The organism is Tenacibaculum sediminilitoris (assembly GCF_964513795.1).
Classification (GTDB): Bacteria; Bacteroidota; Bacteroidia; order Flavobacteriales; family Flavobacteriaceae; genus Polaribacter; species Polaribacter sediminilitoris.
This window is the reverse complement of the sequence record NZ_CAZEQR010000027.1, coordinates 1-13,183: the sequence shown is the minus strand read 5'-3', so window position 1 is coordinate 13,183 and position 13,183 is coordinate 1. Positions and strand designations below refer to the sequence as shown.

General features: G+C 30.0%; 15 protein-coding genes. 9 read left to right on the top strand and 6 right to left on the bottom strand.

Features of this window, described 5'->3' with window-relative positions; genetic code table 11:
• On the top strand, nucleotides 1-575 hold a 575-nt coding region (locus ACKTSW_RS08375; RefSeq protein ID WP_408024827.1), incomplete at its 5' end, for an IS3 family transposase.
• Nucleotides 576-584: 9 nt separating this feature from the next.
• Here ACKTSW_RS08375 and ACKTSW_RS08370 read toward each other — a convergent pair.
• Together ACKTSW_RS08370 and ACKTSW_RS08365 are read right to left on the bottom strand one after the other, a co-directional pair.
• Complete coding sequence (locus tag ACKTSW_RS08370; protein WP_408024828.1) at nucleotides 585-863, bottom strand: Bax inhibitor-1/YccA family protein; 279 nt, start codon at nucleotides 861-863, stop codon at nucleotides 585-587.
• Nucleotides 864-875: 12 nt separating this feature from the next.
• The gene (locus ACKTSW_RS08365; RefSeq protein WP_408024826.1) at nucleotides 876-1,286 is read right to left on the bottom strand and encodes a hypothetical protein; all 411 of its coding nucleotides are present in this window, start codon (nucleotides 1,284-1,286) and stop codon (nucleotides 876-878) included.
• Between the two features lie 404 nt (nucleotides 1,287-1,690).
• Here ACKTSW_RS08365 and ACKTSW_RS08360 point away from each other — a divergent pair, with 404 nt between their 5' ends.
• The 5 genes from ACKTSW_RS08360 to gwsS all read left to right on the top strand — a co-directional run bounded on the left by ACKTSW_RS08360 (nucleotide 1,691) and on the right by gwsS (nucleotide 6,920).
• Nucleotides 1,691-2,728: a zinc metalloprotease gene (locus ACKTSW_RS08360; protein WP_408024825.1), complete on the top strand. Its 1,038-nt coding sequence runs from the start codon at nucleotides 1,691-1,693 to the stop codon at nucleotides 2,726-2,728.
• Nucleotides 2,729-2,916: 188 nt separating this feature from the next.
• A complete protein-coding gene (gene glpQ, locus ACKTSW_RS08355; protein WP_408024824.1) occupies nucleotides 2,917-3,822 on the top strand; it encodes a glycerophosphodiester phosphodiesterase in 906 nt (301 codons plus the stop codon).
• 705 nt (nucleotides 3,823-4,527) lie between these two features.
• A complete protein-coding gene (locus ACKTSW_RS08350) occupies nucleotides 4,528-4,707 on the top strand; it encodes a hypothetical protein (protein WP_408024823.1) in 180 nt (59 codons plus the stop codon).
• Nucleotides 4,708-4,770: 63 nt separating this feature from the next.
• A complete protein-coding gene (gene gwsG / locus ACKTSW_RS08345; protein WP_408024822.1) occupies nucleotides 4,771-5,757 on the top strand; it encodes a grasp-with-spasm system ATP-grasp peptide maturase in 987 nt (328 codons plus the stop codon).
• A gap of 176 nt (nucleotides 5,758-5,933) precedes the next feature.
• Nucleotides 5,934-6,920: a grasp-with-spasm system SPASM domain peptide maturase gene (gwsS, locus tag ACKTSW_RS08340; protein WP_408024821.1), complete on the top strand. Its 987-nt coding sequence runs from the start codon at nucleotides 5,934-5,936 to the stop codon at nucleotides 6,918-6,920.
• Between the two features lie 12 nt (nucleotides 6,921-6,932).
• Here the strand turns inward: gwsS and ACKTSW_RS08335 are convergent, their stop codons facing one another.
• From ACKTSW_RS08335 to aspS, 3 genes are all read right to left on the bottom strand, one after another.
• Complete coding sequence (locus tag ACKTSW_RS08335; RefSeq protein ID WP_408024820.1) at nucleotides 6,933-8,705, bottom strand: chloride channel protein; 1,773 nt, start codon at nucleotides 8,703-8,705, stop codon at nucleotides 6,933-6,935.
• Nucleotides 8,706-8,738: 33 nt separating this feature from the next.
• Nucleotides 8,739-9,443: a DUF6503 family protein gene (locus tag ACKTSW_RS08330; RefSeq protein ID WP_408024819.1), complete on the bottom strand. Its 705-nt coding sequence runs from the start codon at nucleotides 9,441-9,443 to the stop codon at nucleotides 8,739-8,741.
• A gap of 78 nt (nucleotides 9,444-9,521) precedes the next feature.
• Entirely contained in the window at nucleotides 9,522-11,279 is a 1,758-nt protein-coding gene (gene aspS / locus ACKTSW_RS08325; protein WP_408024818.1) for an aspartate--tRNA ligase, read from the bottom strand.
• Nucleotides 11,280-11,459: 180 nt separating this feature from the next.
• On the opposite strand from aspS, the gene ACKTSW_RS08320 reads away from it, so the two are divergent.
• The 3 genes from ACKTSW_RS08320 (at nucleotide 11,460) to ACKTSW_RS08310 (ending at nucleotide 12,632) form a co-directional block, all read left to right on the top strand.
• Entirely contained in the window at nucleotides 11,460-11,804 is a 345-nt protein-coding gene (locus ACKTSW_RS08320) for a HopJ type III effector protein (protein ID WP_408024817.1), read from the top strand.
• Nucleotides 11,805-11,947: 143 nt separating this feature from the next.
• On the top strand, nucleotides 11,948-12,169 hold the full coding sequence (locus ACKTSW_RS08315; protein ID WP_408024816.1) for a hypothetical protein: 222 nt from the start codon (nucleotides 11,948-11,950) through the stop codon (nucleotides 12,167-12,169).
• 169 nt (nucleotides 12,170-12,338) lie between these two features.
• The gene (locus tag ACKTSW_RS08310; protein WP_408024815.1) at nucleotides 12,339-12,632 is read left to right on the top strand and encodes a hypothetical protein; all 294 of its coding nucleotides are present in this window, start codon (nucleotides 12,339-12,341) and stop codon (nucleotides 12,630-12,632) included.
• On the opposite strand, the gene ACKTSW_RS08305 is transcribed toward ACKTSW_RS08310, so the two are convergent.
• On the bottom strand, nucleotides 12,609-13,183 hold a 575-nt coding region (locus ACKTSW_RS08305; RefSeq protein ID WP_408024814.1), incomplete at its 5' end, for an IS3 family transposase. The genes ACKTSW_RS08310 and ACKTSW_RS08305 overlap by 24 nt on opposite strands.

The following is a 13,183-nucleotide window of genomic DNA, read 5'->3' as shown; positions in this document are numbered from 1 at the left end:
AAAGTATTATACCAAAAGGACCAGAACATGTTTATGTAAGTGATATAACATACATTAAAAGTAGAGACAAAACACATTACTTGTCATTAGTTACAGATGCTTATAGTAGAAAAATAATGGGCTATAAGCTTAGTGATGATATGGGAGCTGAAAAAGTAGTGCAAGCTTTTAATATGGCAGTTAAGAATCGGAACAACAACAACAACGAATTAATACATCATTCTGATAGAGGATTACAATATTGTTCTTCTATTTATCAAAAGGCTTTGTTAAAAAATAATGTAAAACCATCAATGACTGATGGATATGATTGTTATCAAAACGCATTAGCCGAGCGTATTAATGGAATATTAAAACAAGAATTTTTAATTTATAAATGTAATAATGGAAAGGAACTTAAACAATTAATTAAAGAGTCTATAAATACATATAATAACAAAAGACCACATTTAAGTCTTAACATGAAAACACCTAACTTTGTACATAACAAAAAACCAGAGAAGTTAACTTCTCTGGTTCAATATAATTTTTTAAATAACTGTCAACCTATTTTAGGACGACTCAATAAATTATAAGTGTCTTTCTTAATCTCTCGACATAAATATCTGTAATACATACCAGAACAGCAACATTAAAGAAGCAAATAAGCCTAATGCTGCTGGAATGTAGTCATCTGTAGAAAATTTGTGAACCAAATTAGAAGTCTGATATAAAATAGAACCAGCAGCTAACACACACATTCCAACAGAAAACCATAAACCTAGGTTAAAACCAAATAAAGTACCAGCGATGATTAATCCTATAGCAATAAAGAATCCAACAGATAATCCTGCTCGGATAAAAGAAAAATCTTTTTTGGTAATAAATACAATTGATTAAATCCCAACAAATAAGGCTAATGTAACAATGCCTGCTTGTTTTATAACATCAAAATTATTAGTGTATGCTATAGCAATGTAGATTAAAGGAATAAAAATAAATGCTTCTGCAAAAATGTATCCTGAATAGGCTAAGTATTGTAAATTTTTATCGGAGGTTTTTAAAGCGGTACTTTCAGCATAATTAGTAATTAACATAAAACCACCTAGTAGTAATAACCATTTATAGCCTTGGGTCATTGATAAGGCAAATTCAATAATGGTGGTGCTTTGTAAAAACAAATATTCAAACAAAACAAACAATAATACTCCACCAGCAACGTGTGCATAGGTTTTTTTGTAAAAAGCAATTTTATCAGCTTCTGAGACTTGTGCAACAAGCACTTTTGAGTTAAATGAATTTTCCATAATTAATTTTTTAAATAGGACGTAAAGATATATTTTTTAAATCATTTTAATCTTGTTTGTCTATTGATGAAAATACAATTTAATGATTTAAAAATTATCACTTTTATAGGTGTTGTTGTTTAAAATTGACGTTTTTTTAGTGTTTTTGTTTAGTTTTTATATTTAGATAATGTTAAGAAATGGATATCTACAAGTTATAAAACCTAAGGATTTAACTTTTTTTTATTTTTTTTTTTTTGCATAAAAAAAAACATATATTGAAAATCGTTAAAAAACCCCCCTGATTTTTATCAATATAATATATATTTAACATGTTTATTGATTAAAATACCTTTTTAAGTTTTTTAACAGAGTTGTTGCCATAAGGGCAATTTTCACTAATTAATTTTATAATTTTTCACAACATGAAAAGAATTTTTTTAACACTAGCTGTAGCAGCTTCAGTTTTAGTAGGATGTCAAGAGAATGCTAAAGACGAAGCTTTACCAACTCAAGAAGCAATTGACATGAGCGATTTCTATGTAGAAACTGAAGAAGTCTCTCAAAAAGGTGGTTTTGAACAATGTCAGTCAATGAGGGTTTTAAACCGTCAACTTAAAGAGAACCCAGGATTATACAAGAAAATGTATGATATTGAGTATGCAACAAGAAAAACAATTACTGAAAAAGGGAAGCCAGGAGGTGGATCTGGAAGTGGTGATGTTGATGTAACTCCGATTGAGGACGGATTAGGGATTATTAATATTCCTGTTTATGTACATGTAGTATACAGTAATTCTAATGAAAACATCAGTGATACTCAAATTGCTTCTCAAATTAGAGTTTTAAACGAAGACTTTAGAGCACAAAATAGTGATTTAAACCTGCCTTCAGGTACTACTTTTGCCAATGATGTAACAGATGCTGAAATCGAGTTTACCTTAGCTAATACTTTTAGATATTCAAATTCAAAAACTTCTTGGGGTACTAATAATACTGTAAAACAAGCTTACCCACCAATCACTCCAGAAACTCATTTAAATATTTGGGTATGTAATATTGGAGGTGGAATTTTAGGATATGCTCAATTTCCAGGAGGAAATTCTGTTACTGACGGGGTTGTATGTTCTCCTCAATACTTTGGTGATACGGGCTATGTTGAGTCTCCATTTAATAGAGGACGTACTATGACTCACGAAGTTGGTCACTACCTAAACTTACGTCATATTTGGGGAGACGGAAGATGTCGTAAAGATGATTTTGTGGAAGATACTCCTTCTTCTGATGCTGCAAATTATGGATGTCCATCATATCCAGATGTTAGTTGTAAATCTGCTGACATGACAATGAACTATATGGATTACACTTATGATGCTTGTATGTACATGTTTACTGATGGGCAACGTAACAGAATGAGAGCTATCTTCCAACCAGGAGGAGCTAGAGCTTCAATGTTAAACTAAGAAACCATAATAGTCGTAGTCTTTATTAACGAAAGACGTTCTAAATAACTATTAGTAAACCAAGAGATGTACATCTCTTGGTTTTTTTTACTTTTATACAATACTATTAACTAATCAAAAGTATTTGTAATAGATGAATTGAGTTTATACTTTTCTTTGGTTATCAACCAAAAAATAAAACAATCAGCATGCAGAAAAAAATTGTAATTGCTCATCGTGGAGCTTCAGGATATTTACCAGAACATACTATGGAAGCCAAGGCGATGGCACATACAATGAACCCTGATTATATAGAACAAGATTTAGTGTTGAGCAAAGACAATATTCCAATTGTTATTCATGATATTTATTTAGATGATGTTACCAATGTTGCTGAAAAATTTCCAGAAAAAAAACGAGAAGATGAGCGTTTTTATGTAATCGATTTTACATTTGAAGATTTACAAAAATTAAATGTTACCGAACGTTTTAATCCAAAGACAGGAGAACAAATATATCCAAATCGATTTCCGAAGGGAAAAGGAAATTTTAATTTACATTCTTTACAGCAAGAAATTGAATTGATTCAAGGATTAAATGTTTCAAAAGGTAAAAATATTGGAATTTATCCTGAAATTAAAAACCCAGAGTTTCATCATCAAAACGGAAAAGATATTGCTAAAATTACGTTGGATATTCTCTCAACTTATGGCTATAAAACTAAAAGTGATAAATGTATGTTCCAATGTTTTGATGCTAAAGAGTTGGAGAGAGTACGAAAAGAATTTAAATCAGACTTGTTTTTAGTGCAGTTAATTGAATTTCCAGAAGAAACTAAACAACTCAAACATTTTACATCGTATGCCGACGGATTAGGTCCTTGGTATAAACAAATTTTAGATAAAAAAGTAGCAGGTAAATGGCAATTCACACCATTGGTTAAAGAAGCACATAAGTTGGGGTTGCAAGTACATCCATATACCTTTAGAGCTGATCAATTAGATGAGTTTTTTTCTTTTGAAGAAATGATTCAGGTACTACTTTTTGAAGCAAATGTTGACGGTGGTTTTACAGATTTTCCTGATAAAATGCTTGCTTATTTAACTAAGTATTAGGTTGAATACAATGAAACATATCAAAAAATAAAATTATACTCTTTAAACATATTACTTAATAATTTTTATAAAGGTAATATCAAACTTTAATTCTTCAGAAGTGATATTACTTGAATTTAACTAATAAAAATCTCTTTTTAGAGAACATTACATAATGTATTAATTTTTTTAGATAAATTACAGGATAGAATACCTTATTTATATACCATCGCAACAGATAATGAAAACAGTTTAAAAACATGAATTTGTAGCAAACAACTAAAAACGTAGCATTATTTTGCAGAAGTTTCAATCTTTATAAGCTAGTATTTGAAAAATATAAATAAGCACAAGAGATTGAAAAAACACTAAATGGTATACCAAAAAAACGTTTTGATTTCGAAAACTTTATATCTATAATGAGTTAGTTTTTATTTAATCTAAAGGTTACTTTTATTACTTGAATCCAACCTCTTTTAGCTGTCATAATTTTCAAATAATACCTCCTTTTTTTATAAATAGTTCCCTTTTACTTCAATTTTGTTTTGCTAAAAATTTAATATTTGTTTCCAACTTATTGGAAAAGAATAATTTAAATGCTCTATAAAAAAGTTTTTTTACTAAAGAGGGTAACCAAAAAAACACTTGTAATTTATATAGGTGTAAAAAAGGGAGTAAGCCGAAAATCCTATAGCAAAAGAGTAGGTAATCAAATAAATATTTATTATGAATTCAAAAATGAAATCATTAAAAGAGTTTGAAATGACTCAAAATGAGATGGACACAACAAAAGGTGGTCTTGGTCTTTATTGGAGAGATGAGAAAGACGAAGACTATGTAGGAAGCTTTAGTATTGGAACCTATGTAGATGGTTTTAACATGGGAACTGATGGTTATAAAGATTAATTAGTCCTTAAATAACCCATTCTGCCAAAATAGCGTTGGCAGAATGGGTTAAACAGTTGAATTATGATATTAATTTTATCTATTGAACAAGATGAAAGTACCGTTGATATAATACGATGGCTTTGTTATTTAAAAGAAGATTTTATAATACTTAATAATAATGAGCTTATAAATAGCTTAACTGTAAATGTAAATACCTCAGAGGTATTTATTACTACTAGCAGTGGAATTGTTAATTTTAATGAGATTACCTCAGTTTGGTATCGAAGAGGGAACTTTACGTTGTATGATTGTATTGAATTAAAAGATTTTATTGGAGATAAAATAACGGAGTTTTATAATGAGGAAAAAAAAGATTTATTTGAGTATTTACACTTTTTACTGAGCCAAAAACCCTCTATAAATAATTACAACTATAAAAAAGTTAACAAGCTTATTGTATTAACAATAGCTAAACAGTTGGGGTTGTGTATTCCTAAAACCACAATTACAAATCAAAAAAGGGTTTTAGAAAAAGCATTAAAAGACAAAATGTTAGTTACAAAACCTATTAATGACCCTATTAATTTATATGGAGATACTTATTGGTTGCCTACTTATACAACATCAATAGATACAGAAAAAACAAATTCATTTGATGATTCTTTCGGAGTTAGTTTATTTCAAGAAAATATTAAAAAAACACTAGAAATACGTAGTTATTTTTTGGATGATGAGTTTTATTCAATGGCAATTTTTTCTCAGTTGGATGAACAAACTAAAACAGATTTTAGATGTTATAATAATCAAAAACCAAACAGAACAATTCCATTTAATTTGCCTTTAGACATAGAAATAAAATTAAAAACGTTAGCAGAAAAGCTAAGTTTAACTAGTTGTTCTTTCGATTTAATTTACACACCTTCTAAACAGTATGTTTTCTTAGAGGTAAACCCTATCGGGCAATTTGGTATGGTTTCTTATCCTTGTAATTACTATTTAGAAGAAAAAATAGCAAACAAACTTAAAAATTATGATACCTCAAAAAGAAGCTCTGCGCTTATTAGATAAAACAAAAGAAAAATGTAAAAAAAAGTTACCCCTAGTAATCTATTTATCAAAAATAAAACCCATTAGCAATAGTTCAAAGTCATTAATTTATAATAGAATATCAATAGATAAATATCACGATAGGTATGCTTTAAAAAGAAGTTTTTATAAGCCAATAACGATACAACACCCTATATATGATGAATAACAACTATAAATATGTAAGAATGTTTTCTAACTGTATTCCTGTTTTAGGAAAAGATAAATCAGTTATATATGATTTGCAAAGAAAACAAATGTTTAATATTCCAAACGATTTATACACATTTATTCAGTTGTTTGAAGAGCATACTATTTCAGAAATATTTGAATTATGCGGTGAAGATAATAAAGAGGTAGTAGAAGAGTATTTTCAGTTTCTGAAGGCTAAAGAACTTACATTTTTAATAAATGAAGATGAAATTAAGTTGTTTCCTAAATTGAGTATGAAATGGGCATCTCCAGCTAAAATATCAAATGCAATTATTGAGATAAGCGAACGAACATATCCTTTGTTCGAAAAAATAATAAAATACCTTACAGCTCTAGGTTGTGAATACTTATATATTAAAATACGTATTCCTGAATCGTATATAATTATTAAAGATATTGTAGAAAAGTTAACAACTTCTTCTATTTTTTCTATTGCTTTTGAAGCAAAGTTTAATGCAAATGAAAGAATGGTTGATTATGAGCAGCTTGTAGTTAAATACAAACGAATAGAAACTATTTTTTTGCTAAGTAAAGAACCATTAAAAACAACATCTTCAAAAATTCTTATAACACCATTTAAGAAATTTGTAAATAAAAAGGAATGCTTTTTTACGGTAAATATTTCTTTATTTACAGAATCTCAAAAATATAACACTTACTTTAATAAAAAGATTTTTATAAATAAGGAAGGTATGTTGCTTAATGCTCCAGAAGCAGAGGAGGTTTTCGGGAATATAACAGATACTACTTTTGAAGATTTAGTAAAAATTATAGACTCAGAAAAATTTCAAAAATATTGGAGAATTAATAAAGATGTAATAACAGAATGTAAAAACTGTGAGTTGCGTTATATGTGTGTAGATAATAGAGTGCCTCAAAAATCTAAAGAAGGAAATTATTTTTTTACATCAAAATGTGAATTGAAAATGTAAAATTGTTTTAAGTTAAACAGTAACTTCAATTAGTTTGTTTCTATATGCTGATAGTAATTTTGACTTAGAAATAAAACCAACATACACTCCATTTTTAACCACAGGTAAGTTCCATGCACTACTTTCTTTAAATCTTTGCATTACCTTTTCTGTACTATCATCGTAAAAAATAATAGCAGGAGCTATCTTCATAAAATCTTCAACAGTGATGGTTTCATATAACTCTTGATTAAACATCATAGGACGGATATCGTCTAATAAAACAATTCCTAAAAACTTATTTTCATCATCAACTACAGGAAAAATATTTCGTTTCGATTTAGAAACAGCTTGTTTTAGCATTTCTCCAAGAGTCATCTCTGGATGAATTTTAATAAAGTTCTTTTCAATAATCTTGCTAATCTTCATCATCATCATTACATTTTTGTCTTTATTGTGTGTAATAAGTTCCCCTCGCTTTGCTAGTTCGATAGTGTAAATTGAATTAGATACAAAGTATTTAGTAATGGCATAAGAAACCGCAGAAACAAGCATCAACGGAACAAATAAGTCATAACCTCCAGTTATTTCAGCAATTAAGAAAATTGCAGTTAAAGGCGCGTGTAAAACACCGGCCATTAAGCCCGTCATACCAATCAAGGTAAAATTAGTTTCAGAAACATCAAAACCAAATTGGTTGATAATTTTAGCGGTAACATTTCCTAAAGAACTACCCATAACAAGTGTAGGAATAAAGATACCACCAACTCCACCAGCAGCAAAAGTGGTAGTCATGGCAATTACTTTAAAAACACCAATAATCAATAAAAAAACAATCACCATCCAAACATTGTCAAAATCAATGTTGTAATGAATACTTTTAAGGGCAGCACTAGCGTTTTCAGACAATAAGTTGTTGATAATTCCATACCCTTCACCAAATAACGGAGGGATTAAAAACAGCATTATACCAATAGCTACTCCACCAAATAGTAATCGTTTGAAAGGATTATATTTTTTAAAGAAATTAATGATTTTAAAATAAATTTTAGAAAAGTACACAGAGGAAAAACCTGTAAAAATTGCTAAGGCAATGTAAAAAATAAGATCATTAATTTCAAAAGCATCTTGTAGTTGTACACTAAATAACACATCTTTTCCTAAAAAGAAATAAGAAGTAATTACTGCAGAAACAGATGCTAATAACAACGGAACTAACGATGCAAACGCAAGATCTAAGCTGAAAATTTCTACTGCAAAAATAATGGCTGCAATAGGAGCTTTGAACATTGATGACATCGCTCCGGCTGTAGCACAACCAATTAATAACATACGAGTTCTCATGTTCATATGAAATAACTGTGCTACTCCAGACCCTAAGGAAGCACCAGTACTAACAGCAGGGCCTTGCAATCCTACTGAACCTCCAAAACCAACAGTTATTGGAGCTGTAATTAATGAAGCGTAAATTTTATAACGCTCAATAATTCCATTTTTTTTAGAAATAGATTGCAAGGTGGTTGAAATACCATGACCAATATCTTTTTTGATGAGATATTTTTTAATGTAAAACACTAAAAATAACCCTATGATAGGAAAAATAAAGTACAAAGAATGATGATAATCTTTAATAAGCCCATCTTCTAAAATACGATGAAAGTAAAAAGTAAGGTTCTTAAGAATTAAGGTACCAATACCGGCTAAAAACCCGACTAAAATGCTTAAAACATACACAAATTGTCGTTCAGAGATATGTTTGTATCTCCAAATTAATATTTTTTTATAAGCTTCCTTAGATGTAGGCATTGTGCTTCAGGTTCTTTGATGATGTATAAAAAACTAGTTTTTTGATAAAAAATCAGTACCTAAATAAGTGTCATTTTTATTATAGTACCACGCTCTAACTTTAGGCATTTTTATTCCATTAATAGTTTCTTCTTCTGTTAACAAAATATACTCACCACTAGTAGGAGAGTCTTTAAAAAACTGATATACTTCCATAGCATAGGTTTTCGGGTTAAAATAGAAGTACCAAGTATCTGAACCTACTTTTTCATCATAAGTAACTTTAAGTACTAAGTATTCTTTCCCTTTAAATGCTTTATACTCTACTTTGTTATGAATAATAGTCCCTTTATCTTTCAGCTTCATAGGAAGCCCATACAAGTAGGTATAGTAGTTTTTATATAACTTAGCACGATTACAACTCAATTGGTGTTTTTGTAAAATTTCTTCAGAAAGATTTTCTTCTCCATTAAAGCTAATTTTACAGGTATCTTTATTAAAAGTATATTCTGTGGTACTATCTCCTTGTGTAGCTTTTACATAAAAACATTCTTGCGGAAGATTAATGGTTATTTCACTATTACGAATAGGTTTACTAGGAGTTTTCATAGAAACAAATAAGGTTCCGTTGAAAGTTTTCCAACTATTATTAGGGTCGTGATATTGTATTGTTTTTTCTAATACTTGTGCTCCTGAAAGTTCTTGGGAAAAACCAGTAGTTACCAAAAATAAAACAAAAAGAATAGTTAGTTTTTTCATAAGATTAAAAATACTAAAAAATCCCGTTCTAATTTTAGAACGGGATTCTTATATCATTAAAAACTATAAATACTTAGTTTATTGTTCTTTAACATCTAATTTGATGCTTAGTTCTTGTAGTTGTTCATCATCTATAGTTGCAGGTGCGTCTATCATTACATCACGTCCTGAATTGTTTTTAGGAAAGGCAATAAAATCACGAATGGTTTCTTGACCTCCTAAAATAGCTACCAATCTATCCAATCCAAAAGCTAAACCTCCGTGAGGCGGTGCTCCATATTCAAACGCATCCATTAAGAACCCAAACTGAGCTTTTGCTTCTTCTTCGGTAAATCCTAAATGCTTAAACATGATAGCTTGTGTTTCTTTATCGTGAATTCTAATAGACCCTCCACCGATTTCGTTTCCATTTAACACTAAATCATAAGCGTTCGCCTTAACAGCTCCTGGATCGGTGTCTAATAATGCTAATTGTCCTGGTTTTGGAGAAGTAAATGGATGGTGCATTGCGTGGTAGTGACCTGTTTCCTCATCTAATTCTAATAATGGGAAATCGATTACCCATAATGGCGCAAACTCGTTTGATTTACGTAAACCTAAACGTTCTGCCATTTCCATACGTAAAGCACTTAATTGCGCTCTAACTTTGTTAGAATTTCCTGAAAGCACACAAATTAAATCTCCTGCCTTCGCTCCGGTAGCTTTTGCCCATTTTGCTAAATCTTCTTGGTCGTAGAACTTATCTACCGATGATTTAAAGCTTCCGTCTTCGTTACACTTTACATATACCATTCCTAAAGCTCCTACTTGTGGACGCTTTACCCAATCAATTAATTTGTCAATCTCTTTACGAGTGTATGAAGCTCCTTCTGGAACAGCAATACCTACTACTAATTCAGCATCGTTAAATACTTTAAAGTCTTTGTGTTGAGCTACTTCGTTTAACTCACCAAACTCCATTCCGAAACGAATATCTGGTTTGTCATTTCCGTATTTACGCATTGCTTCATCAAACGTAATTCTTGGGAATTTGTCTACATCAACGCCGTTAATTTCTTTTAGTAAATGACGTGTCATTCCTTCGAAAATCTCTAATATATCTTCCTGCTCAACAAACGCCATTTCACAGTCTATCTGTGTAAATTCTGGTTGACGGTCGGCACGTAAATCTTCATCTCTAAAACACTTTACAATCTGAAAGTATTTATCCATACCACCTACCATTAATAACTGTTTAAAGGTTTGTGGTGATTGTGGTAACGCATAAAACTGTCCTGCATTCATACGAGAAGGCACTAAGAAATCACGTGCTCCTTCTGGAGTAGACTTGATTAAATACGGAGTTTCCACATCAATAAAACCTTTGTCAGATAAATATTTGCGAACTTCCATCGATACTTTATGACGGAAAACCAAGCTATTTTTAACTGGGTTACGACGGATGTCTAAATAACGATATTTCATACGAATATCTTCACCACCATCCGTTTCATCTTCAATAGTAAAAGGCGGTAATTTTGCCTCGTTTAAAACTTCTAAGCTAGATACTAAAACTTCTACATCACCTGTTGGAATATTTGCGTTTTTAGATTGACGCTCAATAACTTTTCCAGTTACTTGTACAACAAACTCACGTCCTAAAGTTTTGGCTTTTTCCATTAATTCTTTAGAAGTACGTTCTTCGTCGAAAATTAACTGTGTAATTCCGTAACGATCACGTAAATCTACCCAAATCATAAAACCTTTGTCACGTGATTTTTGTACCCAACCAGAAAGGGTTACTTCAGTATTAATGTGCGATGCTCTTAACTCACCACAAGTATGCGTTCTGTACATTTTTAAAAATTTTATTCTCGCATAGCGAGATTTCCTACAAATTGTCATTCCGAACTTGTTTCGGAATCTAGAAATTTTTGCTGTGCAAATTTAACTATAAATGTTAGTTTGTAAAAAATTACTACGAGTTAGTTTTTATGAGTTTAAATCTTTTGTTTTGCAGCGTAAAACCTTTTTCAAATGACACTAGATACATTTAAACAAACGATACAAAATGCACCAGAAAAAGTTAAGTTTTCTGATACTATTTCAGTGACTGGAAACTTATATAATTTTACACCCACTGCCTTTAAAAATGGAGATTTATACAATGAAGCTGAAAAAAATCAAGGTTCATGTAAAGTATTTTCTTTTGCTATACAACAGGGGTTCAGTAAAGAAGAAACCTTGGCTTGTTTTGGGCAGTATTATTTTGAAGATGTTTTAAAAAATCCTGAAGGAACAGATCATCAAAACATTAGAAATTTTATAAATACAGGTTTTGAAGGGTTACTTTTTGAAGGAGAAGCACTAACAAAACGTTAAGTATTGTTAGAGCTATTCTGTTTCTTCTATCTTAACTAAATACTCCAAAAAAACATTAAACATCTAAGGTTACTCTTTAATAAAGTAACTAGAGCTTTATTATTTATTGATTTTTTCGTAAATTAAAGGGTAATATGTTTATTATGAGGAGTTCAGCTATGTTTTTGGTGTTGTTTACCACCGTATTTTTATTCGTGATAACTGCTTTGGCTTTTACTAATATAGGTTTTAGGTGGATGTTTATACTTACAGTTATCGGTCAGTTATTAGTAGTATTAATGGTTTACAAAGTACTACGAGATAAATATACTACGGATAAAACTTTTGAAGATTTTTATGAAGATTACCCAATAGGGAGAGAGTAAAACTATATATAAAGAAGTAACAACAACCTCTTAAAATTCATTCACTTTTAATTTCAATACAGTTTGCAGTTTTTGTAACGTATTAAAAAAGTTGTTGTCGTTAAGAAAGCAAAATTGACCAGCACAAGAAGACATAAAAAGTGTACATTTAAAGCCATAAAACCCCGTTATGCTAAAAAAAGGTTATCTATTACCTGTCCTTTTATTATTTATAAGTTGTAAGAATGAAAAAGCGGCTCCTGTTTTAAATACTTCTAATTATTTTGAGGTGTTAAACGAAGAATTTACGGGTGAATTGGCTTATGAAACAACTTCTTTTGTAGAAAAATATTGGCGTGTTGTTGGTAATACAGGCTTTAATAAAAGTGTATACAAAATTGCAGAAGAATTAGAAAAATTAGGATTTGTTAAAGAAGATAGTGCTACGAGTAATGATGTTTTAACCTACAGTGAGTCGTCCTAAAATAGGTTGACAGTTATTTAAAAAATTATATTGAACCAGAGAAGTTAACTTCTCTGGTTTTTTGTTATGTACAAAGTTAGGTGTTTTCATGTTAAGACTTAAATGTGGTCTTTTGTTATTATATGTATTTATAGACTCTTTAATTAATTGTTTAAGTTCCTTTCCATTATTACATTTATAAATTAAAAATTCTTGTTTTAATATTCCATTAATACGCTCGGCTAATGCGTTTTGATAACAATCATATCCATCAGTCATTGATGGTTTTACATTATTTTTTAACAAAGCCTTTTGATAAATAGAAGAACAATATTGTAATCCTCTATCAGAATGATGTATTAATTCGTTGTTGTTGTTGTTCCGATTCTTAACTGCCATATTAAAAGCTTGCACTACTTTTTCAGCTCCCATATCATCACTAAGCTTATAGCCCATTATTTTTCTACTATAAGCATCTGTAACTAATGACAAGTAATGTGTTTTGTCTCTACTTTTAATGTATGTTATATCACTTACATAAACATGTTCTGGTCCTTTTGGTATAATACTTT

What these genes read in the sequence shown, in the direction of transcription:
- ACKTSW_RS08365 (WP_408024826.1), bottom strand. Translation starts at nt 1,286, where the DNA reads ATGGAAAATTCATTTAACTCAAAAGTGCTTGTTGCACAAGTCTCAGAA.
- ACKTSW_RS08360 (WP_408024825.1), top strand. Translation starts at nt 1,691, where the DNA reads ATGAAAAGAATTTTTTTAACACTAGCTGTAGCAGCTTCAGTTTTAGTA.
- glpQ (WP_408024824.1), top strand. Translation starts at nt 2,917, where the DNA reads ATGCAGAAAAAAATTGTAATTGCTCATCGTGGAGCTTCAGGATATTTA.
- ACKTSW_RS08350 (WP_408024823.1), top strand. Translation starts at nt 4,528, where the DNA reads ATGAATTCAAAAATGAAATCATTAAAAGAGTTTGAAATGACTCAAAAT.
- gwsG (WP_408024822.1), top strand. Translation starts at nt 4,771, where the DNA reads ATGATATTAATTTTATCTATTGAACAAGATGAAAGTACCGTTGATATA.
- gwsS (WP_408024821.1), top strand. Translation starts at nt 5,934, where the DNA reads ATGATGAATAACAACTATAAATATGTAAGAATGTTTTCTAACTGTATT.
- ACKTSW_RS08335 (WP_408024820.1), bottom strand. Translation starts at nt 8,705, where the DNA reads ATGCCTACATCTAAGGAAGCTTATAAAAAAATATTAATTTGGAGATAC.
- ACKTSW_RS08330 (WP_408024819.1), bottom strand. Translation starts at nt 9,443, where the DNA reads ATGAAAAAACTAACTATTCTTTTTGTTTTATTTTTGGTAACTACTGGT.
- aspS (WP_408024818.1), bottom strand. Translation starts at nt 11,279, where the DNA reads ATGTACAGAACGCATACTTGTGGTGAGTTAAGAGCATCGCACATTAAT.
- ACKTSW_RS08320 (WP_408024817.1), top strand. Translation starts at nt 11,460, where the DNA reads ATGACACTAGATACATTTAAACAAACGATACAAAATGCACCAGAAAAA.
- ACKTSW_RS08315 (WP_408024816.1), top strand. Translation starts at nt 11,948, where the DNA reads ATGAGGAGTTCAGCTATGTTTTTGGTGTTGTTTACCACCGTATTTTTA.
- ACKTSW_RS08310 (WP_408024815.1), top strand. Translation starts at nt 12,339, where the DNA reads ATGCTAAAAAAAGGTTATCTATTACCTGTCCTTTTATTATTTATAAGT.